Genomic DNA, 24,220 nt, shown 5'->3' on the forward strand with positions numbered 1-24,220 from the left:
AAATTACTATCATAACATTACCCAAATTTCTATATCAAAGCCACCCTCACTTTAAATTTTCCACTACTTGGCATATTATAGCTCCACCCCTTATATTATAACTCACCTATTGAGATTACCTCTAAGCTTGGTTACTCCTATCTCAGAAAGACAAGTTGATACTTTTGAATGGCTGTGAACTGAAGCATTACTTAAATAACTTTGAGGCTCTAAACTCATCTGCTGTTTTTTTGCATCATCAACTTCTAATCTACCATCTCTGTTGTGTAATATCTGCTCTATTGATTGATTTAATACAATATTTAGCCTGCTATTAAATTGAATCATAAACTTGTCAAACTTCTTCGGACTTAACTTGCCAGGACATCCCGCCTCTCTACCAGGACACGCCTTCTCTACATATGAATTTAAAATCCCTGAAATCTCATTAAATTTACCACTCATAACTTTTTCAGCAATCTCTTCCTGCATTCTCACATAATCAATATTTAATCGATGCATTGATACATCACTTTTTAATCCAGCTTGTTCTACTACTCTTTCAAATCCCTTTGTAATATTGAGTGCATAGCCCTGTGCTTCTAGTGGGGATATAGACTGATCTACTGTAGAAATATACTTCTGACCTGTAACTTTTCTAATTAATAAATCAAGTAACATTATTGTACCATTAAAATCAACCTGTGATAGATAGTGATCTCCCATTTCTAGTATTGTATTTCCGCCACTAGGTTTAAATTTAACAGGTGTTTGCCTTTCACGCATTTGTTTTATATTTGCATTTACATAATCAATGTTGTCTCGAAAGAAACCTCCATTTTCTTGTTTTTTATCTGTACCATCAGATGGTAGTGTGGTACTTGTTGAACTACTACTACTTACCGAAGCTTTGGCAAATTGCTCATCAACTTGTGGTATTGAACTTGCAGTATTTGATGCTTCCTCAGATAAAGCAGCTCTAGAATAAAATAAACCACCTACAGAACCTTTTATCCACCCAAACAAATCATTTATCCATGAAGGTGGTCTTGCTCCACTACTTGTTGCTATCTCAGGTTGATCACCTAAATCTATAGCAAGAGGTTTACGCGATAAGTGATTATGATGACGACTATGATCTCCATGGTGATGACAGCGTTTGCGTTGAACAGTTTTGTCTTTTTCTTCTTTGATTTCCTCTAAATATTTTACAACATCATTATGTTTTTGCCAAGAGGCAAGATCCAACGGTGTTTTATCATCTTTATCTTTAACATCAAAGTTAGCACCTTCTTCTATAAAGTATTTTACTACATCTAAATGACCATTTCTAGCAGCATAGTGTAGAGGAGTCCTACTAGTGTTATCCTTAGCATTAATGTCAGCAACTTCCTTTATAAGATACTCTACTCCTGGTAAGCAACCTTCAAATGCAGCCCAGTGTAGAGAAGTCCTTCCATTACTACTCTTAGTATTAATATAAGCACCCCGTTTTATACATTCTTTAACTTTATCAAGGTCTCCGCTTTTTGCAGCATTCAATAATTCTTTATCTAGATCTAATTGTGCTTGCCTTAAAACTTCCTCTATATCTTTGTAACCACTTTGAATAGCCAATTCTAAAGGTATATCACCATCCATGTCTTTAGCCTCAATGTTAGCGTGCTTATCAAGAAGAAATTTTACTATATCCAATCTGTTCACCCTAACAGCCAGATGTAAAGGTTTGTTATTATAGTCGTCTTGAGACTCAATATTAGCACCTTTATCAATAAGAAATTTAACCGTATCCAAATTACCCTCTCGAACAGCAAAATGTAAAGGTGTTCCCTGATACGTTATTTCATTATTAAATTTAGCACCCTTACTAACGAGAAGTTCTACTGCATTCCATTTACTTTCTCGAGCAGCAAAAAGTATAGGTGTCCAACCATTCCTATCTAGAAGCTCAATCCTAGCACATCTACTAAGAAGAAGCTGAATCATACCTAAGTTACCTTCTTGAGCAGCATAGTGTAAAGGCGTAGAACCATACATATCTTGAGCATTAATATTAGCACCATAATAAAGAACAAGACTCACTACATTCAATTTTCCTGATCGAATAGCGAAAAAAATTGGTGTACAACCAAAATTGTCTTGAGCTTCAATATTAGCACCATAATCACAAAGAAGGTTTGTTTTGCTCAGATCACCTGCTTTGGCAGCAAGATGTAAGGGCGTTCTACCAAGTTTGTCTTGAACCTCAATGTTATTACTATTTGGGATTTCTAAAGACGCAGAATTTTCTTGTAAGTTACTTATCAAATCTAAATTATGTATTTTATCAAGGTAGTTTACTACATTAGAATAACCACTACAAGAAGCATAATATAGAGGCGCCCAGCCACCATGATCTTTAATATTAACATCAATTTTTTCTTCGTCTATAAAATATTTTACTATATCTAGTTTACCATTGTAAGCAGCATAGTGAAGGGGAATTCTACCACTATTATCTTTAATTTTTAAACTACTCTTTTCACCTACCACAAGATATTTTACTACATTTAGCTCGCCCCCATAAGCAGCACAATGCATAAGAGTTCGGCCATCGCTATACTTAGCACTTAAGCTAGCTCCTTGACTTACAAGATCTTCAACTTTGCTAAGATTTCCATATTGTGCTGCAATCAATAATTCTTTATCTAATTGCACTTGTTTTAAATACTCTACAATATTATTGTGTTTTTGATCAGTAGCAATATCCAGCAATGTTTTACCACCTTTGTCTTGAGTATAAACGTCAGCTCCCTTTTCTACAAGGTACTTTACTACACCCAAGTGACCATTCCAAGAAGCACAGTATAGTGGTGTTCGACCATATCTATCAAAATCATCGATGCTCATTCCCTTGCTGAGAAAAAATTCTATAATGTTTGTATTATTATTTTCAGCAGCAACATGTATAGGTTTCCTGCCAAAAATGTTCTCAGCGTTAATATCAGCACCCTTTTCTATTAAAAAGTTAGCAACTTCTAAGTAGCCTCTCCATGCAGCAAAATGTAGCGGTGTCCAACCATTTTTATCAGTATCATTAATATCAACACATTTGCTAATAAGGTACTTTAGTATATCCAAATTACCACTATAAGAAGCATCACATATAGAGGGACCACAACGATGATCTTTACCCTCTAAACTAACACCATTTTCAACAAGGTATTTAAATATACCAAAGTGACCTTTTAATACAGCATTGCGTGCAGGGGTATTACCATCTCTGTCTTCAGTATTAACATTAGCTCCTTGATTAACAAGGCCTGTTACTTCACTAATATTGCCAACTTTTGTTACATTCAACAATGCATGATCTAATTGTGCTTGCCTTGAAACCTTTACTATATCTAAACTAGAACCAGCATCTGCATTTCTCACTTTTCTTACATTAGACCCACAATCTTCAATCACCCACATCCCTTGCGGAACCTGACCTCCTGGAATCCAAGTAAATACTCTACGCCTATCATTGTCATATTTAGCATAATTAGCAGCATATAAATATTCATTAAGCTTAACATTCATTATAGAACAGTTATCACCATCAGGTCCAAGCTTCCACACATCTCGTGCAACTCTTCCTCCTGAAATCCAAGTAAATACCATTCGTCTATCATTATCATAATTAAAATAGTTACTAGCAGCATACAAGGTTTCATTAAATGCAACATTCACTATATAAAAATTGTCACCATCAAGTTTAATCTTCCACCTAAACTTATCACTTTTTTCATTCTTTGGAGTCCAAGTAAATGCCATTCGTCTGTCATTATCATAATTGAAACATTTGTTAGCAGCATATAAATATTCACCCTGATAAACATTCTTAATACATACTTTTGAAGCAAATATTGCATTCCTTACTGATTTTGGTAATCTATTTTCTAGCTTTTCAAGGCTAGATCTTTTTTCTAAAGGAACATTAGGATAATCCTTCATCTCCATTGCTTCTTTAATGTAAGAAGCTAACTTAAATATTGCATTATCATTTAGATCACCACTCTTTTGCATTGCATCAAATACAGCTATGTAACCTGAAATCAACTGACCAATATCACCATGATTATGTACACAGCTTAATATTTTTTTCGTATCTACTCTTCCATATGCATCATCTACAACTTCTTTAATTATATCATCAAACAGCTTTCCATCTGATTTATAAATTTCATTAGCAAGTTCATTAACTGAACTATACCTATTATGCAACATGCCATCCTTTAGCTTCTCTTTTGCTACACTTTTTATTGAATATCTTAACTTCTCTACAAAAAACTCTGCCCATCTTTTTACATTAGGTGCAGTATCTGCTTGGTTAATAATTTCGTTCTTTACGCCCTCAACTACTCCCATCACCTTATATGGATCATTATTTTTAACCTCAATATTCATGTTCCTATCAAGAAAAAATTTGACCATATCTAGGTCACCACTATAAGCGGCTACACGCAGAGGAGTTCTACCATTATTATCTTTAGCTCCAATATCAGCACCTTGATCCACAAGAAACTTAGCTATATTCAAATTGCCTTGCTGAGCGGCCCAGTGCAGGGGATGGATGTCTTTATCTTTAACACTAAAATGCTTCCTATCAAAAAGAATTTCTACTATGTCCAGCCTACCTGCTTGAATAGCAACGTACAAAGGTGTTAATTCATGCCTACTTTCAATATTAATACTTTCAATTTTTCTAATTAAATCTTTAGCTTCATTAATATTATCTCGCACTATAGCATCAAACATTTGCTCCTTTAATAAAGTCACTTTCTCCTTATTAAAGTCCTCTATAATATCTTCTGAATTACAAGCAGAGAATATGCATTCCGCATTAGAAACCATTGTATCATTAAAAGCGAACATCATTTCTCTTGCAGGCTGATAATTACTCCAATTCTCCACTTTTGCAATGGTACTATTTCCATATGATAGCACTAAACTATCATCAACAATCTCCATATCAAAACCCAATATAGACTTATCTCTAAAATCAACCAACCCAACATCATTCTTGTCAATAGGTTGATTATGATAAATCTGTAATCCTTGTTCATCTGGCTGATAGTATCTGAAAGAGTTAGGATCCATCTCTACATGCTCAAGCTTTAAATTTGTACTGTCAATTTTATAAAGCTTATTGTTCATTTGTAATACAATTTGCTGATGCTCTGGACTTTTAAAGTAATCAACTAAACCAATAGACAAAGACCACTTAGTACCTTTGCTATCAAGTACTGTAATATCTTTTATCTCTAAACTGTCCTCTGTAAGGTCAGAGATTGATTTGTTATAACATTCATTTATATAACTCCTTTCACCTTCTTCTATACCTATACTATCAATATCTGTTACATTCAATCCAGCAAAATCAATAATATTGTAAGGTACGTTCTGATAAGGCACTGCTTTGCTTTTTATTTTTAAATTAAGTCTTATGGGGAATAACGAGATTTCGTGATTTAATGTATCTGGTAGTCTGATAACATACTGATGTTGCCCTTTTTCTCCTTCTACCGTCACATCTTGATAGTGATTACATGCTACCATATAGCGATCATAATTAAGGCTTCCTCCATTATTATGATATTTCTGATAACTACTTGTAACATCAGAATTATTATAGCTAAAATCAACAACTACCTGACCTGAGTACATATCAGCAATTATCACTTTTTCACTAGGTATTCCCATGTGATTTTTGGTGACTTCTATTTGAGATATTGGTATGTCCAAATTACTCTTACTAGCAATATCTTTTGCAACTTGGTAAGTGCTAGGCAATTCTTGACCTAGAATACTTGCTTGTATAAATGCTTTTAACTTCTTTTCACTATCCTGTATAACTTCTCCACTAATGTCATTGCCTGAATTTTTCAACTTTTGATACCTAATATCCTCCGCCGTATCAAACAAAGACTTGTCTTGTATTGCAACAGATTCTGTTACTCCACTACAGTTTACTTGAATTATTAGATTTTTAAAATCATCGATTTTAGTACTTGAAACAATACTTTGTGTATCATTAGCTAAAAGATCTAAGCTATAGCCGACCTTTTCTATATCTTCACTTATTCCCCACTGTGTGATATTAGCAACTTGAACACTTATTACGTCAATATTCCCCTTTATTTTTCCTGTACTGCCTAAATCACTTACTATCCTAGCACTATCACTGTTTTCATTAATAATAAACACTGTTTGCTTCAATCCTCTGTGATGTACATTTTCTTTGTTGACCACTCTAACTTCATAATCTTTATCTGTGCAGTTAGATGAATTTTGCCAAACTTCCGCGTTTTTTACATTAATTAATCTCGTTTCACAGTGAGTAGTAATATTTTGCTTGTTGTCAGAGTTAGATACATAGTTATATGTGTTAACCAATCTTATGTTATTACTATTACCATAACGTATAGTTCCACTATGCAAATTTGCAGCGATATTATTAGCTTTAACATTCATTACTAGAGTATTTTCTTTTCCTGCTCCACCTTTGAGGGTACCAGACATAGAATTATTAATAATAAAAATAGTTTCATTGTTTTTAGAGCCAATATAACGTATATTACTACCCTCTGGAATATGCATTACTGCTGGATAATTTGCAGCTGCTGTCAATGTTTTCGGTCCTGAAATGTATAATACTGATCCTTTAGGAAAGGTTTGCTTTTTTGTATTACTAGGATCTTTTATTGTTGGACTAGTAAAAATAAAAGGTTCACCTGAGAGAGTAAAGCTCTCTTGACAGTTTCTATAGGTTTTGCCAGTATTGCAAGGCATATATACCTTATCCAAAGCGTAGGGCCGGAATATACGTTGTTCATTAATTATGCCACTACATTGATGTTGTGGTATTAAATGTCCTGATGGGGCCATTACGACTCTTAGCCCGCTATTGTACTCGTCTTGAGTTATATGGGGAAGGTACTTTGCCTCTTTACTAATCAAATAAACTTTTTTCTTTTCTTGTTTTGCAAGAAACTCTTCATATTTTTTAGTACTCTTAAATCTTGTAGCGCCTATGTCATCCAGCTGATAAAATTCTAAGTAGAGAGGTCTAGATATATTTAATGAAGATAAATCATCTTTTACATTAGAAGTCGTATTAACCTTATTGAAAGAGATACTCTCATATCTTTTTTCTAATTCACATGTCCACTGATCTGAACAACCGAGTCCACTTCCAGCACATACATGTTTTTTCTCAATGGTTCTAATGATCTCACTATATTTTTCTTCAATACTAGTAACATACTGCACAACTGCAGCTATATTAGGATCAGAATTAAGGTAATTTATGGCATTGCTTTTCACAGTATTTAAATAACCCTTTATCCTTATATAGTCTTCGTATATTGCTTTTTCGGAATTTGAAAAAAATATTTTAGTACGATCGATATTAGATATGGGAATTTGTGCTGCTATTGCTTGCGCTTCCATTGTTCTACTGTATAAGGATTGATGCAATGAAAACACAATATCAGGAACCATAGTAAATACTGACATCCTACCTAAAACTTTGCCTGCAGCAGATAACCCTCTTAAAATCTTAGTAATAGCACTTACACTTTTTACTGTAAAACTAACTCCTGCACTTATAGGCCTTATACTCATGCTTGCTAATTTTACACCACTACTAGCTGTCCAATAATAATTTAATGGATGATGATTACCTTGAACTATTTCATTTACACTATATCCAAATTGATAAGCGATAGTCGCAAATGTAATACTTTGAACTACAGGATTATCGATAATCTTAACAAAAGCTTGGCGTATAGGTTGTGGTATTTTGTTAATCAATCTTCCTACTTTACTATTAGGAGAAATACTTACACTCGTCCTAACATCATCCATAGCATCTAGTATACCATTGATACCAAATACTTGCTTTAAAGCATCATTATCATGCCGTCCAAGTGTTGCTGTATCACCTATACTATCAAGCAAGTCATATATAGCCATCATGGAAAAAAACTTTCCACCTTTTACTCCTTTTATTTTTGCTGAATCAAATTTATTATGATCAAATGCAATTCTTTTTTCTTTAAGGCTGCTTTCTACATTACTAATATAATCTGCAAAAACTTTTTCACCAAGATCATCAAAATGACTTTTAAACCTATCGAAAGTATCTTCTCTAACTCCTTTTGCTAATAAGCTCTGTTTAATTTCCTCTACAATATTGTTGTAATCTTGATTAGTTTGAACATCACCTATATCTTCAATATATTTTTTATTTTCTAATAACTGCTTATCATTTGATAGTTGATGTAATTTATCAAAGATTACTTCTTTTCCATCTTGAAATATACTATCTAATTTTATTCTATAATCATCAATTCTTAAATAATATTCGCTACCTTGCTCTTTAATTGCTTCTATTATAGCATACTCTTTATCGCTGCTTACTTTTAACTTGATTTCAAGATTTTTCTTATCCAGTACATAATTTTCTATACTCTTAATATTTGCAGCATTATCTATTATTAATTCTTTATCATTACCGTTATTGTCTTTGAATTTTACATTCACTTTACCACTATCAATACTCACTTGAGGAGAATCTATGGTTATAATTTTTTCGTCATAAGATTCAATGCCAAATAACTCTTTAACACGTTTCCTCTTTTCTTCGTTTGTAATCTTTTCTTCATCGAATGAATCTATACAAGGTATTCCTATACTACGTGTTCTCCTTCCTTTAGAACATTGATGCTGACTAATACTAAAGATAGAACTATGAACTACTTTAACAGGAGTAAACGCATCTTTGCTTGCTAGAATAAGTGAGCCTGCACTACTTGCTCCTCTGTCAAAAACCACACCTATACAAGCCACTTTATCACCATCTGTAAGTGTTTTATAAGTAACACCTTTTACATATTCTTTATTTATCTGATCATTTGCCTCTTCTACTAATTTACCAGTTGTTTTACCTTCCCTTGGTCCTTTAAGCTCTAACCCTACTGGATCGTATTCTTTAGCACTGCTAGCTTGATCTGCAAACTTAATACCATGCACGACCATATCAATACGTTTTCCCCTTCCAGTTTGAAACTCAGTTAATACTAATGCTCTGTTTTCTTGTGACTCTCCTAGCTTTATATCACTATAGTGGCTAAATGCCCCATGAAATACAGCTTGGGTATGTGCTTCTTTTTCTATTAAACCTTTAAAAGGTAACATTGCCTTACCTACTTTTCCAAATAATTCCTTATACTTATCTATTGATGAAGATTGATCTTGTGGAGAAGCAAGCTGAGACTCTAGTACTGCATCAAATGTTTCCTTTAACTCAGCAGGATAAGGAACATTCTTAAAATCACCTTCAAACTTATTATCTTTTTTACCACTATACTGTTCCAGGGAAACAGGTTCACTGACTTCTATACTAAAATATTTTTCAAAATTTGACTTTTCCTTAATGTTGAAACTGAGGTTTAGTTCAACTATTTTTCTATTTCCTATTTCTTGCTCAAGTTCATTAAGAGGAATTCCTTTTTGTAATATTTCAGCTCTTCCATCTGCTTCAACAATATTCATTACATAAACTAATTTTTTATCATTTTCTGGAACAAATACCATTGTTACAACTGCATGACTTTCATCAAGCTTAGTTGATTCAGCTAATTTTTTATCGGCCTTTTTAGCTGCTGTACGTTGAGGAATACCTCTACCTTTACCTTCGGAACGAGCTTCAGTAAGTATATTTTCATTGTAAATAAAAATGTATTTTTCAAAGTTAATATCTAAAGCTTCATTTAACAATACCGATTGCCCTAATAAAAACCTACTGAAATAATGATTATCTCCCTTCTCTCCTGTACCAGGAAATGTATGATAGATACGTTTTATATTCTCTTGAATTCGTGTTTTTAACTGTTCTTGTGTAATTTCATTATTATTTTGTTTATCAATAGATTCTAGTATATCATTAAAAAGAGGAGTAACTTCTTGATTACGTTGCTTGGCTTCAATACTGGAAATAGGAGATGGATGATCAAGATTTACACCAACACATAAAATATCATTTGCAGTAGTTAAAACTCTCATTACATTCGGTTGAAAACCTTTCGTGTAATCCTCAGCTTGCTTTAAAGCAGCAGTTGGCGCAGTTTTACTATTTTCTTTTATCTTACCTCCTTTCTTTAACTCTCTTAACTCTTCTTTAGTAGCAGCTTTCAGTTCTATAATAATAGGAATGGCATCTAATACTCGTTTTTCACCACGAGGCACTAAAACAATATCAGCATAACCTCTTCCTGCAAACTGCTCCAGATAAACTCTAAGATTATGTCTATAGCGGAAATTCATAAGAGCGCCTGCTATAAACCCATGATGTGCTGCTTCACGTACCTCTTTACCATAGATAAGTGAATCCCTATATTCAGAGTGGATTTTACTAACTTTCTCAAGAATTTTCTTCAAAGGTTTTTTAACTTCTTCTTTGTCAGGATTAGTCAACTTAGCTATATCACTTTCTGGGTTACTCCATAATCCTTTTTTTATTTCCTTAAATTCACGTGCAGCAAAAGCATTGTTGTCCAATTTGTTATCTTTTACCTCAACAAGTATTCCTTTTTTATCAGCAGTACCTTTAGTAATCTCTACTAATTTAACTTTAAGTTTATCTTTAGCATCCCTCACATATTGAGCCTGTGCAGGTAAATTTAACTGAACAAGTATCTTTTCTAGTTCACCATAACTAAACTTCTTACTTTTACTACCGGGCTCTGAAATTACAAAAAGACTTACCTTATCAATCGCATTTTGCTGATTTTTAATGTCACCTTTTTTTATAATAGCTACCTTCAAAGTTTTTGAAGTGTCAAAGCTAAAATAAATTTTTTTGATATTTAACTCTTTTGCAATTTCTGTATCCATCAAAGTAGAAAAACTTCCTAAAAAGAAATTAGGGAAAAAACCTTCTTTACCTACCGAATGTAAATACGATGGAATCTGGTCGATATATGACTGAAACCTTGCTTTGAAAGATTCAAAATCACTTTTCTGTTGAGTTGAAGTACTTGGATTAGCTCCTACATTTGAACCTGCTTCTCGAATTAATAACTCTATTAATTCAAAATCTTGTAGTTTCTCTTGATTTAGCATAGAATCCCCCAATAATATATAATGTTTTTTTATTTACCCAATCTTATATGGGACTGACTATGTGTTTTTCTAACTTCCACTTCAGCCAAATCACCACTTGGACCAGGTATACTTTTTTGATTAGGATTCTTATTAATAGACTTACCATAGGACAAAAACTTATTTAATGAATTATTATCTACTTGCTCTAATATAGAACGTATATAATCCGCTTGTTTATAGGTCATAAATTCCTTTATTTGATTAGAATCTAGTTTATCTAGTACTGCCCATACTGGTTTCATACAACCCCTCTCCACCCAAGGTACTAAGAGTTTTCTATGAAGATAGGAAGATGAATCCATTACTTCTTCATCTATTACAAGAGCACGATGACTGTCAAACCCTTCTTTTGTCCATATATGCAAAAAAAGCTTTTCAGCTGCATCTGCATAACGTCCCGAATACTTTTGTATTTCTATAGAGTCCAAGCGGGCATTATAATAATCTTCTGAAATGTCACTTGGTTTTAAACAATCAAATAGTTCCTGATACTTATCAAAGCTGAGCATCTCCTTCATTCTGTTTAAAGAACCATAACAACCATTTTTCTCTAAATCTCTCCTTAAAAGCTCTGGATATCTATCAGGATTTATCTGATCAAAGAAAAACTCAAATATATCGGAACAGACTCCAAAATTACCTCCTGCTGTGTAAACTGCATTTTTCATGAAAATTTCATCTTTCTTTTGTGCACTTAATTCATCTTCAGGTAATGATTTTATCTTATTCCAAAAAAACTCCACTGCTTCTGCTTGTTTCCTATCTACAGCACAGTCAAGCCCATACTCATATGGATGACGACCTTTCAAATTCAACTTAGATATATAACCGCCAATAAGGTGTGACCAGAAAGTTTTCAGGGGATCACCATAGCTTAAATTACTTACTAACCTCTTTAACGAATCCTCATTTTCTACATTACGCTCCTGCTTACGATTCTCAAACATTTTGATGATATCCTCTTCCAAGCAACACCTGCAAGCAATTTTGTATCTATCAGTGCCAAATGGATTTGGGTTACTATCTGAACCCGGCGCAATTAATTTTTTACCTACCATTTGTCTATTGAGCTTCACTCCATGTAAATTATTAACTTTCTCCCAGCAATCCTCACTAGATAACACTTGCGCAAGAAAATTATTTCTGATATGACCATATCCTTCATGTATCTTCCAATGCGCATAGCACCAACGTTCAATTTGAAGAAGTTTAGATGACCTATAAGGATCGTCCTCTTTAATAGATGAAAATAAAACTTCTGAAATATCCTGACGTAACATATTACCCTCCTCTAAAACGTATAAAAATACTGCAACATTTAGTAGAAATCATAACTTTTTCTTTCTATCAGACTGTACTTGTTTGTATACTGCTTCAACGTAGCACTTATTACCTCTACTATTTGATCGAACTTGTCTTGCATCATATTCTAACTTCTGTTATGCTACTATAGTAATCCATAAGCAGAAACTCAAAAATCTCCCAAGTTTACTTAAAACTCACTTCAATACACAACACGATTCCATGCTGCCTTCTACCATATAAAAAATGTTGATCTTTGCATCTTCAGGAATTTCAGTCCTCTCCGTTGTTATGTTCTGTGTTGTCCACCCGCTAACTTTATTGCACTTATTATCTATCTTGTAACAATCTATTCTTAGGTACCTTCTAGCTTTTTCTCTTTGCATATTCACTACTTCTCGACCTATAAGTAACTGAATCCATTTTAGGCATATTACTCCACCTTTAAAATTTGTCAACCCCTAATTGAAATTTTTTTTAGTTTGGAGTAATTTTTGATAAAAGGCTCTCAACAGGCTCAATATAGGATCTTTTGTTTGCTTTTAAATTCTGTTCTTGTTATAAATTTGCCTTAATTGTTCTTAAATAAATTAATATTAATTTAGTATTATATCTTATTAATAACCTAAATAATACAACCATTTCCCTCACCAAAAAACAAGGGCGGTGAGAACATTTCGTTTTGGGATCGTGTGGTCTACCGCTAGATCTGTTCGAACTTTTCTTTATAATAATTCTACTATATCACAAAATCAGCTATATTAGCCTATTTTTGCCACATTTAGGTACGAACTAATTTGCTTGGCTTTGTTGCAGAAATTTCAAGTTTTTATTTTCACAACACCGCTTTTGTTTAAATTGTTCTCACAAAGGTAGGTACTTTTTTGTGCTTTTTGAAAAAGTAAATAATTAGATTTTTTGTGATGCTAATTGACTTACATTTTTATTGAAAATATTTTTTGAAAAAGTGGTTGACTTATAGTTTGGATATCTTAATGATAGCGTTATTATGTACGCTTGTATGTTACATGATAGCATTAATATAGAGGGTAAAATGAACTTTTCTCAATATGTCAAAGATGACGCTTTAGTATTATCTCGCACCACAATAAATATAAGCGAATTGGTAGGCTTTTTACGAAGTAAAATACACATTACAATGGCTCTGAAAATTTTATGTCCTCTCCTGGGTCTAAAAGCTGCATTGTTCCTGGCTCTAAACCTGATAGTGCTACTCCTTGCTCATTACTTTCACCTTCTCCCATGATATTTGCTTCTGGATCGAGTCTCGTAATAAATCCAGCAAACATTGCTGCAGTTTTCTTTCTCACCAGCTCTGCATCATCATATTGATCAAGCTCATAAAGTTTCAGAAGTATACTCGAAAGCCATGGCTCTCCTCGAATCTGACCAGGTCTTAGTGGTCTATAAATATGTAAAACATCATTTGCTGGCACTCTCACTGATTCACCAAACGAACCTTCACCAGGGTGTTCTCTAAATAAGTAATATGCCTCTCTTTGTCCAAGCCTGTTAAACTCAATGCCGTTTCTTATTACATTACCATTGGCTAGTGTTTTATTGCTCTTATTGTCCAAATGCTCTGATTCTAGTACTTGCAGTTGTAATGGCACAGAAAATCCATCTTCCAGCTTTCTCGTTCTTAAACGTACAAAACATTCTCCTCCCTCTATCATACTTCTGCACACTATAGCTTGTAATCCATAAAAATCACTTACTCCGTTACTGTCTGCTTCATCTGTCCATTTTAGCCATAATTCTTGCACCTTCTTTCGAAATTCTCCATCCCTTGCTTTTGATTGTGGTTTTATTCCTGTTCCAATAGAGTTACTTACTATTGTATCAATGATATTTGCTGCATATGGGTTTTTTCTCACCATATCACGTGATCTACTACGTAAAGTTTCAAGGTTTTGAGACAGCAAATTGTTTATACTTCCTAACTCTGGTTGAAAGTGAAAAAATCTTCTTCCTGAGCCTGCTGCATCCCACGCTGAGCTTTTTATCTTTGGTTTGTTAAATAATTGCTTGAACGATTTTAATAGCATTACTTTTCCTTATCTGAAACTTTGGATAACTCAGCCTCTAGCTCTTCTATTGTTGGCAAGGCTGTCTTTACATTCTCTGGTAGATTTTCAGTAATTTTATATTCTGCCAACCCTATCGGTTTATTTATGTCTTTCAGTGTATACTTAGCTAGCACGTTATCCTTTGACTTGCATAAAATTAATCCTATAGATGGTTGATCTGTCTCGTGCTTTAGTAAATCATCAACGGCTGAAAGATAAAAATTCATTTTACCTGCATATTCTGGCTTGAAATCTTTGTCTTTTAGCTCAATTACTACAAAGCAACGTAACTTTAAATGGTAAAACAATAAATCAATATAGAAGTCTTTATTTCCAACATCTAAGTGAAATTGCCTACCTACAAATGCAAATCCTTCCCCTAGCTCTAGCAGAAATTTTTCCACATGGCCTACAAGACCTTTTTCTACTTCTCTTTCATGAGCATCATCTCCTATACTCAAAAAATCAAAAATATATGGATCTTTTAATGTATAATGTGCTAAATCTGACTGGGGAGAAGGTAACTTATCTTTGAAGTTAGTAACAGCTTTTCCTTGACGTTTGTGCAATTCACGTTCGATTTGCATCACCATTATACTACGTGACCAGCCGTGCTCTATAGCTTTTTGAAAATAAAATAGTCTTTCTTTTGGATCTTTTACTTTATCTAAAATAACTACAATATGAAACCAAGGCAATTGTGCAGCAACCTGCTGCGTAAATTCAGTATCTTGATATTCTGCAGCAAATTGACGCATATAAGTAAGATTCCTAGCACTAAATCCCTTCATTTCTGGAAATGCGCTTCTCAAATCCTTACTTAGCTGATCTATGATTTTAGCACCCCAGCCATGCTCTTTTTGGCGTTTTAAGATCTCTGTACCAATATGGTGGTAAAGCACAATAAGCTTGCTATTTACTGCTAGTGCTGCTTTATAACGACTAGTAGCAATCTGTTCTTTGAGCTGCTCTAAAAATTCTGTATATTCTTTTGCTATAACTTTTGTCATAAAGTTCCTTTCAACAACTTTTATTATTATATGATCCCCTTACTCGTTGAAAAAACAATTTTCCTCTTTGGCTTCATACCTGCAATTTTCAATTCAGCCTTAATTCGTTGTCTTAAGCTTAGTAAATCATTTATATCTACTTCAGCATATCTTACAACATGGTCACCATATGCAATTGATACTACTCTCTCTCCATTTTGCAGTTTCTTTATCGCTTCTTCGACTTGAATTAAATACTCTTCGTTGTACATCTTACTTCTCATTCAACCATTTGCTTTGTCTCACTTTCTTAGGTTTTTTGCTTTCTGGCTTTTCACTTAAACTATTCCATTTACTCTCTGGCCAACGATCGATTCCAAGCGCAATAGATGCTGCTCTCGCATAAATTCGGCAATCCAGTACTTCATTTCTTTCTCTTACCTTTTGCCACTCTTGTTTGGTGTATCCTTTTACTACCTTGCTGACTAATTGCTCTGCCGTTAGCTGCTTAAAATATTCAGGTGCATACTCAGGAAAATGACAATATCCTGCTGGCACTTTCTCTTCTTCTTTCAAAATATTAAGTAATTGAAAAAGCTCTGACTTTAATATCGACACTCCTACTGGCCAGAGCTTTATTCCTCTCTTTAGCTTTTGACCACCAACTGTTATATCTACTCTACTTGGGCTGCTAAGTGGTACTAGCGCTTTATTTACCCCGCCAACAATGTTGCAAAAAACGTAAAATTAGAGAAAAGCATTTCTCGAAAACTTCTATGTCCAAAAACAAGAGTGCCATTTATTTATAGTGCCAACAATCAATTAACCATCAGTTTCAATGAATGATATGAACATATTATTTCAAGGAAAGTTCATGGGAAATAAGAGATTAGCTATACGGATTAGCTGTAGCTATGAAACTAACCGGTTGGCAGAAAAGTATTTGTTAGATGCTTATGAAAAAGCCGTGTCAAAGCAAGTAAGCCAAAAAAATTTAAAACATAAAAATGGGATTCAAGGAGGATCAAATGGTAACAGTGAGTTTATATGCAAGAGTTTCTTCGGGGAAACAAGCACAAGAAAATACAATAGCAAGTCAAGTTGCAGCTTTAGAGAAGCAAATTAGTACGGATGGATACAAATTATTAAGTGAGTATAAATTTATTGATAATGGCTACAGTGGATCTAATCTAGTCCGTCCTGATCTAGAAAAGTTACGTGATAAAGTAACAGAAGGTAAAATTGATAGAATTTACATTCATTCACCTGATCGCTTATCTAGAAAATATGCATATCAAATGGTATTACTTGAAGAATTTGAGAAAGCAGGAGCAGAAACGGTTTTCTTAAATTATGAGATTAACGATAATCCAGAATCTCAATTGCTGTTACAAATGCAAGGTATGATAGCAGAATATGAACGAGCGAAAATTATGGAACGAAGTCGTCGCGGAAAGATTTATGCAGCTAATAAAGGTTGTGTAAGCGTAATGGGAGGAGCTCCTTATGGTTATCGTTATATAGATAAATATATGGGAGGAGGACAAGCTTTATTTGAAATAAACGAAGAAGAAGCTAATGTTGTTAGGAAAGTATTTTTGTGGATAGGAAGAGAAAGGACAAGTATTGGGGAAGTGTGTCGTCGGCTAAACACTATGTCTATTATAACACGAACAGGAAAAAAGTGCTGGGATAGAAGTGTGATTTGGGGTATGTTAAAAAATCCTGCTTACAAAGGACAAGCGGCTTTTGGTAAAACAAAAGTAGGTATAAAGTTACAACATATCAGACCACAGAAACATTCTTGTGAACAACCGAAAGATAATTACTCTACCTATTCTGTTGAAAAAGCAAATTGGATTTATGTTAAAGTGCCAAATATAGTGGACGAAGATGTATTTGATATAGTTCAAGAACAATTAGCTGAGAATAGAAAAATAGCAAGGACAAGAGAAAGAGGAGCAAAACATTTACTACAAGGTTTAATCGTATGTAAGCGTTGTCGTTATGCATATTACGGAAGTCCTGTAAGAAATAAGCGAGGAGAAAAAATTGATCATTATGCTTATTATCGTTGTATTGGTAGAGATTCTTACCGTTTTGGTGGTAATAAAATTTGTGATAATAAACACATTCGTACAGATGCATTAGAAACAGCCGTGTGGGAAGAGGTTAAGCATTTATTGAAAAATCCAAATAGGGTTTTAGAAGAATACAGGCGTAGACTTTCAGAGCTTAAAAAATCATCATGGGATCAAAAAAGCGATTTACTAGAGAAACAAGAAAATAAATTAAAACGTGGTATTGCTAGACTTATTGATAGTTATGCTCAAGAATATATTAATCAAGAAGAATTTGAACCACGAATTAAAGCAATGAAACAAAGTTTAAAAACAATTGAAGAGGAGAAGAAAAGGATATTCGATCAAAAGAAATTAAAACAGGAATTAACTTTGGTTGTAACCAATTTAGAAGACTTTTCTTCCAATATTACATCAAACCTTGATAACGCAGACTGGCTAACTAAACGTGATATTATTAGAACGTTAGTCAAGAGAATTGAAATTAACCTTGAGGACGTAAATGTGGTATTTCGTGTAAAAGAGCTACCAAACTCTCCTGGAAATAATCGAGAAGAAAAGAAAAATTTGCAACATTGTTGGCGGGGTATTTACACCTTTTACTGCCATTACTCTTCCCGACCCTTGATGACCTCTTACCCAGTTGTAAACTTCCTGTGTTGCATATCCTGCATCAACTGCCATCATACTTATCATATATTCAAGCCCATTTTCACCGATAAAATGATGATTGAGGAGCTCTGAAAGCTTTTTCCATACTTCTCCACTTCCTGTGTCTCCTTCAAATACTCGGTAGTCTATTGACCAACTTTCACGGCTTTTTCCCCATGCTACAACTTCTACTTCTAACCGATCTTTTTGAACATCAACACCTGCAGTAAGTACCACTTCTCTCTTAGGTACTGTGCCTACGGGAAAAAATTCTCTTCTGTTGAATAATTGCTTCCAGTCTGGTACTTCTCCCTTATCTACCCAGGTTTCTCCAAGCGTTGTGTTGATCCAAACTTTCAGTAATTGTTCACTTTCCTTTGCATGCAGAAAATCCTCTACTGCTTGTTGCCAACTATACCACCCAACTGGGCTATAAAGACTTGAAAGGTGAAATCCTATTACTTTGCTATTGTGTACTTGATTTGTAGCTCTCCATTCTCCACGGTCTAGCATCTCTGTCTTTTGATGATTTTCTATTTTGCCGCTACATTCAGTGCAGACATAATGTGCTGTTCTTGAGTCGTTGTTTTCCCATTTAATTTGTGACCATTTTAGAACTTGATAGTAATTACAATACGGACATGGTACAAAAAAGTACTGCTTATCTGTTGCTTCAAATTCTTTCTCAATTCTGCTTATTCCATGAATCGTTGGTGTTGATACTAAAAAAATCTTTCGCCGTGCAAATGTATTAGTTCGTGCAATACTGAGCAGTACTGGATCTCCTTCTCCTCCTGAATCTCCTGGATAGGCATCTATTTCATCAAGAAAGAGATACTTTACTGGCATAGAGCGAAGTCCTACACTGCTGTTTGCTCCGGTTATTACTACTATTCCACCTGGAAATTCCTTACTTTGTACAGTATTGCCTGAATCTCTTGATCTTGGGTCTTTTACTTTACTTTTTAAACATGGTGTACTTTCAATCAGTGGCGCAAATCTTCCTTTTGACCAACGCTTTCCCATTTCAACTGTTGGCTGTACTACTAGCATTGGTCCTGGTGTTTGATCGATGATATAGCCAATCCAATTGTTGCCAGCTTCTGTTCCTCCAATCTGCGCTCCCTTCATAAATACTACTTTTTCTGCTGGTGAGGACGGAGAAAGTGAATCCATGATTTCTTTTAAATAAGGAGTTCTTTCCGTTCTCCACTTTCCTGGCTCTGATGCTGCAGTTGGTGCTAGAACTCGATACTCATTCGCCCACTCTGATACTTTAAGCTCTGGATCTGGTTTTAAACCTTCAGAAAATGATGTGGCGTATATCATATTGCTAGCTCTTCACCATCATTAGATGATACTTCAACATCACTTAAATTAGGACTTACGCTCTCACTTGTTTTCTCACTTTCGAGTTCAATAAACATTTTCTTTTCAAGCGCTTCTTCTATATACTTCTGAATTAAATTACTCATTACTATTGCAGCTATGAGTGCAACTATTCCCACCATTACTGCAGCTATAATGTTAGGGTAAATTCCCACTATCGCTATTGCACATACTGTTATAGAAACACAGATGATATTGATATATTTCTTTATTTTTTTGTCTGCTATTTTCCTTTCTTCAAAATATTTATTGCTCAATAAATGAAACGTTGGAAAGTTGTCATTTTTTCCAAATAAAACTATATCTTTTTCTTTGCTTAATAACTTTATCAGTTTTACGTTATTTGTTGTTATTGCGTACTGAAAAACATCTGTAGCATCTGCTCTTTTCTTTAGCAGTAATTTTACTATATTAAAATGTCTATTTATTGCTGCAAGATATATCGCTGATTCTCCTTTATTGTTTAAAATATCTACTTCAACTCCCTCTTCTAAAATCTCTTCTAGGAACTCCTCATATCCTTTTTTTGCAGCTAAATGAAGTAAACTGTTTTTATCTTCTCCATATTTACTACTCATTAAAATTTCCACTATATCTTGTTTATTCCTTTCTCTTGCATAACAAAATGGTGTTTTGCCTTTATCATCTCTAATCAAAGGATCTATATCTTCTCGCGTTAGTAAAACCTCTATTGTTTTAAGTCTTTCAGCATAATGTAATGGTGTTTTATTTTCATAGTCTTGTAAATTGACCTTGGAGTTTGGAGCATTTGTTAAACACCTTACAATATCCAAACACAAATCTCGTTCATCATAATTGCTAACGCTTACAGCATTGTGAAGAGGTGATAACTTTGTTGCATTTTCTCCACTACCGGTCCTATTTACATTTGCATCGAGGTCTACTAGTTTTTTTACTACTCCTATTTTCTTGTTGTTTACTGCATAATGAATTGCTGCGTGATTTCTCGCATCAAGAATGTCCTTATCCGCATTTCCTTCTCTAATTAAAATTTCTACTATTTCTTCATTTCCAGCTCCTGCTGCTAAGTGTAATGCTGTATGTAGTAGAGCATTCTGCTCATTAACATTAACCCCTTTGTCGAGTAAAAACCTTACAGCATTTGCTTCATTCAACATCGCAGCTAAGTGGAGTAAGCTATCTTGCTCTGATCCGTATTTGTTATTAATTAGCGCCTGTAATATTTCTTCTCTTGCACAAGAGAGCGCACTTTTACCATCATCAGTGATCAGTGGATTAATATTTTTCCTGTTCAGTAAGAGTGCAACCATACCACACTCGTTAATTTCTACTGCATAATGCAGCGGTGTCTTTCCATTTAATCCTCTAACATTTACATCCACTCCTGGTTGATTAATGAGACACTTTATTAATTCTAAACTTAAGTTAGCAGACATTATTTAAAACTTAATATTAGATAATTCTTGTAATGAGTTTGTAATCTCTTCGGTTAGCGCCATATGAATCTTTTCAGTGTCACTCAGTGATGCAAGCAGTGCTGAAACTCTATTTGGAATATTAAGCAAATTATTACGGACAACTCTTGCTACATTAAATGCATCGCGCTTTACTTCCTCTACTGCTACAAGTTCTCCTATCTCAGCCTTAGCTTTCGCCTCAAGTAGTTTACCTCGTTCCATTTCATTTTTTATTCGAGTTTTAAGCAACATTGTGGAAAGGTTACTTGTATTTTCGTTTTCTGGATTTTTCCTCCTCAGTGGCTGACTTGGATCTCTTATTGCTGCTACCGCTTCATTTGCTTGCTCTCTATTGATCAAACCATCCTCCAACTCAACTATTCCTTTTTTTACTAAATAACAGACATATTGCTTTGAAACTCCTAGTTCTTTTGCCCATTCCGTTTGTGTGATCTTTTCCACTTTTTTTGCCCCTTTATTGCTGTTTTTCTTCTTGAATTTGTGCAAAAGTTTTGTCAGTACCAGAAAGAATTGCCTTCCTACCTGTGTATATTTGCCAACGTTTTATGGTTACATCTACAAATTTTGAATCTAGCTCTATTGTTCTGCAAATTCTTCCTGTTCTCTCACATGCAATCAGTGTACTTCCAGAGCCACTAAATGGATCAAGTACTATATCTCCTGGTCTACTGCTATTAACTATTGCTCTTTCCATTAATTCTACTGGCTTCATTGTTGGATGTAGTGAGTTATGTGTTGGCTTATCATAAAACCATAGATCATTTTGATTTCTACCGCCATGCCACTCACGTTTATTGCCGCTTTTCCATCCATAGAGCATTGCTTCATATTGTCTCTGATAATCAGATCTGCCTAGTGTAAAATGATTCTTTGCCCAAATGATAAATGTTGACCATTTTCCTCCTGCCTCCTCAAATGCTTTTTCCAATGTTGAAAACTCTGATGATGATATGCAGATGTAAATTGCTCCTTTCGTATATGCTAAAATATGGGAACAGATGTCATAGAGAAAAATCTCATACTTTTCACCTTGATTATCATTTAATATCTTTTTGTCTTGGCTATTACCATAATCAACGTTATATGGAGGATCACAAACAGTAATGTCTGCCATTTTATCATCTAACAGCGCTTTATATGATTCAACTACAGAGCTATCACCACAATAGATTCTATGATCACCTAAAATCCAAAGATCACCTGGTTTTGTTACTTTTTTGTCATCAATAGCTAAGTCAGAAAAATCTTCTTTTTCACCATTAAAATCATCGAGAAATCGTTGAACTTTTTCTAATTCAAATCCAGTCATTTTAAGGTCAAACTGCAAATCTTCTAGCTCTTGAATTTCTACCTTTAAAAGATCATCATCCCACTTTGCCCAATTAGCTGATTGATTGGCAAGTAGTCGAAAAGCTTTAGTTTGTGGTTCATTTAAATTATCACTGAGGACTACTGGAATACTTTCCATACCAAGTTTTCTTGCTGCTTTAAGTCTTAAATGACCATCAACCACAGTTCCATCGCTTTTTGCAACTATTGGTATACGAAAGCCAAATTCCCTGATTGAAGCACACATTCTGTTGACCACATCGTCATTCTTGCGAGGGTTGCGATCATATTCGACAAGATTTTCAACAGGATAGTAGTGGATTGCTAAATTCATATAATTTAAATTCTTAATAATTAAAAAGTTAATATTTAAAATATCTCTGACGCTAAAGAAGGCCTGGGGTCTGACCCACCAAACCCGCCAATATGGCCGAAAGGACCCACTTTTACGGTATTTTTTATGTGTTAAAATCTTTACCAAGATTCATAGCGTAAAACATTAATGCCAAAGCATCCGCCTCATTATCATCTTTAGGCAAAAACCCTTTTTCCTTTACAGCTTCAATAACTTCACTCTTACTTGCATTGCCTTTGCCTGCTATAAAGCGTTTTATAGTTTTAACATTAACACCTTTGTATGGCACATGATGTTCTTCACACCAAGCAGAGAGAACAGCCAAAAACCCACCGTAGCAATGAGCTGCATCAGTTCCTAGATGTCTTCTTACTTCCTCAAAATACACTGCAGTGAACTTATGCTTCAAGGAATTGAGCCAATTACGAAAGTTTAAGAACACCTCCACTGAAACGACTACCATGAAAACTTTTGCTTCCACTTTCAATTACTCCATCTGTAAGAATTGCCCAGCCTGTTTGCTTGCCGAGGTCGAGTGTTAAAATTGACATATTCATTATTTAAAACTATGAGTGGCACCGATTCCCAAAATATCGTTTGGTTCCTGCAAAGTACACCAGCAATTCATAGGTTTTTGTAGTCCAACAATGAGAATTATGTGCTACTGCAGAAAGTTGTTTTCTTGTTATATATATATTCACCAAAATTACAAAAACTGTTCAATTTTTTTATTTGCAAAGTACAAAAATCGTGTTAGACTTATATACAGGTTTGTTCTATAGTAGTAAGGTTGCTGATAATGCCATTTAATTAAGTTTTAAAGGGTGTTATATGCGTTCTTTGGTGCAGTGCTGTTGTATAAACCCATAAAGTCACATCTAGCTTTAAAACGAAGTTTTTATCTCATCTAAAAAAATATAAATTCTCAAGCTCACCAAATTTCCTTTCTACTAAATGTTTGTTTGTTAGTGGTAGGATTGACATTTTCTTGAAGCTCTCGTACTTAAAGTGCATCTACCTCGTTGAAACAATGCCCTTCTATTATATATATACCGGATTTCTTACTACTTTTTCCGGAGATTTTTCAAAAAAGTTTAAATAAATTTCAAAATTGTCAAAACCAGTTAATTAAATTCATTAAAATAGTTGTTATAATAATAAAAGTTCTTTATATTTTAACTTTAAATAGAGATAAGCAAAAGAATTGAGAAAGGAAGGAGAAGAAACCTGCTAGAATATCTTTACAAGGACAGGTAGCCTCCTATTGCTTTAACTACAAACAACTCTATAAATAGCATTTAAACTCATTTAAAGGGTAGTGCTTTTTTGTCCCCTCCCTTTTTTTGTATCTTTTTAAGTAGCTCTTAATTTCTACGAACACCAACAGCACTCCTACCACATG

Annotated in this window: 8 protein-coding genes and 5 pseudogenes; 1 reads left to right on the forward strand and 12 read right to left on the reverse strand. The window is 34.1% G+C overall.

All coding sequences use genetic code 11. The features are described from left to right. Positions 1-102 precede the first annotated feature (102 nt). The 7 genes and pseudogenes from OPR21_RS05555 to OPR21_RS05585 all read right to left on the reverse strand — a co-directional run. The gene (locus OPR21_RS05555) at positions 103-11,130 is read right to left on the reverse strand and encodes an ankyrin repeat domain-containing protein (protein ID WP_265029753.1); all 11,028 of its coding nucleotides are present in this window, start codon (positions 11,128-11,130) and stop codon (positions 103-105) included. Between the two features lie 29 nt (positions 11,131-11,159). Next, positions 11,160-12,452, reverse strand: coding sequence for a hypothetical protein (locus OPR21_RS05560; protein WP_265029754.1), 1,293 nt, complete (start codon positions 12,450-12,452; stop codon positions 11,160-11,162). A gap of 219 nt (positions 12,453-12,671) precedes the next feature. Continuing rightward, entirely contained in the window at positions 12,672-12,932 is a 261-nt protein-coding gene (locus OPR21_RS05565) for a hypothetical protein (RefSeq protein ID WP_265029755.1), read from the reverse strand. A 702-nt stretch (positions 12,933-13,634) separates the two neighbouring features. After that, a pseudogene (locus OPR21_RS05570) lies at positions 13,635-14,543 on the reverse strand (phage portal protein); the annotation flags it as partial. Beyond that, the gene (locus OPR21_RS05575; protein WP_265029756.1) at positions 14,543-15,574 is read right to left on the reverse strand and encodes a PDDEXK nuclease domain-containing protein; all 1,032 of its coding nucleotides are present in this window, start codon (positions 15,572-15,574) and stop codon (positions 14,543-14,545) included. The gene OPR21_RS05575 and the pseudogene OPR21_RS05570, both read right to left, overlap by 1 nt. 26 nt (positions 15,575-15,600) lie before the next feature. Then, positions 15,601-15,825: a gpW family protein gene (locus OPR21_RS05580; protein WP_265030311.1), complete on the reverse strand. Its 225-nt coding sequence runs from the start codon at positions 15,823-15,825 to the stop codon at positions 15,601-15,603. A 1-nt stretch (position 15,826) separates the two neighbouring features. After that, a pseudogene (locus tag OPR21_RS05585) lies at positions 15,827-16,279 on the reverse strand (terminase gpA endonuclease subunit); the annotation flags it as partial. A 302-nt stretch (positions 16,280-16,581) separates the two neighbouring features. On the opposite strand from OPR21_RS05585, the pseudogene OPR21_RS05590 reads away from it, so the two are divergent. After that, a pseudogene (locus OPR21_RS05590) lies at positions 16,582-17,670 on the forward strand (recombinase family protein); the annotation flags it as partial. 552 nt (positions 17,671-18,222) lie between these two features. Here the strand turns inward: OPR21_RS05590 and OPR21_RS05595 are convergent. The 5 genes and pseudogenes from OPR21_RS05595 to OPR21_RS05615 form a co-directional block, all read right to left on the reverse strand. Further along, positions 18,223-19,614: pseudogene (locus tag OPR21_RS05595) on the reverse strand (phage terminase large subunit family protein); the annotation flags it as partial. Next, a complete protein-coding gene (locus OPR21_RS05600) occupies positions 19,611-21,092 on the reverse strand; it encodes an ankyrin repeat domain-containing protein (protein WP_265029757.1) in 1,482 nt (493 codons plus the stop codon). The pseudogene OPR21_RS05595 and the gene OPR21_RS05600, both read right to left, overlap by 4 nt. A 3-nt stretch (positions 21,093-21,095) precedes the next feature. Beyond that, entirely contained in the window at positions 21,096-21,575 is a 480-nt protein-coding gene (locus tag OPR21_RS05605; RefSeq protein WP_114517343.1) for a hypothetical protein, read from the reverse strand. A gap of 13 nt (positions 21,576-21,588) precedes the next feature. Next, positions 21,589-22,797, reverse strand: a complete 1,209-nt coding sequence (locus OPR21_RS05610) for a DNA modification methylase (RefSeq protein WP_265029758.1) — start codon at positions 22,795-22,797, stop codon at positions 21,589-21,591. 124 nt (positions 22,798-22,921) lie between these two features. Beyond that, positions 22,922-23,369 (reverse strand): annotated as a pseudogene (locus tag OPR21_RS05615) (crossover junction endodeoxyribonuclease RuvC). Positions 23,370-24,220 lie beyond the last annotated feature (851 nt).

It is taken from the genome of Wolbachia endosymbiont (group A) of Philonthus cognatus (assembly GCF_947251755.1).
Taxonomy (GTDB): domain Bacteria; phylum Pseudomonadota; class Alphaproteobacteria; order Rickettsiales; family Anaplasmataceae; genus Wolbachia; species Wolbachia pipientis.

Excerpts from the sequence above, each read along its gene's own strand:
- OPR21_RS05555 (WP_265029753.1), bottom strand. The coding sequence starts at position 11,130 with ATGCTAAATCAAGAGAAACTACAAGATTTTGAATTAATAGAGTTATTA.
- OPR21_RS05610 (WP_265029758.1), bottom strand. The coding sequence starts at position 22,797 with ATGAATTTAGCAATCCACTACTATCCTGTTGAAAATCTTGTCGAATAT.
- OPR21_RS05580 (WP_265030311.1), bottom strand. The coding sequence starts at position 15,825 with ATGTACAACGAAGAGTATTTAATTCAAGTCGAAGAAGCGATAAAGAAA.
- OPR21_RS05600 (WP_265029757.1), bottom strand. The coding sequence starts at position 21,092 with ATGTCTGCTAACTTAAGTTTAGAATTAATAAAGTGTCTCATTAATCAA.
- OPR21_RS05560 (WP_265029754.1), bottom strand. The coding sequence starts at position 12,452 with ATGTTACGTCAGGATATTTCAGAAGTTTTATTTTCATCTATTAAAGAG.
- OPR21_RS05575 (WP_265029756.1), bottom strand. The coding sequence starts at position 15,574 with ATGACAAAAGTTATAGCAAAAGAATATACAGAATTTTTAGAGCAGCTC.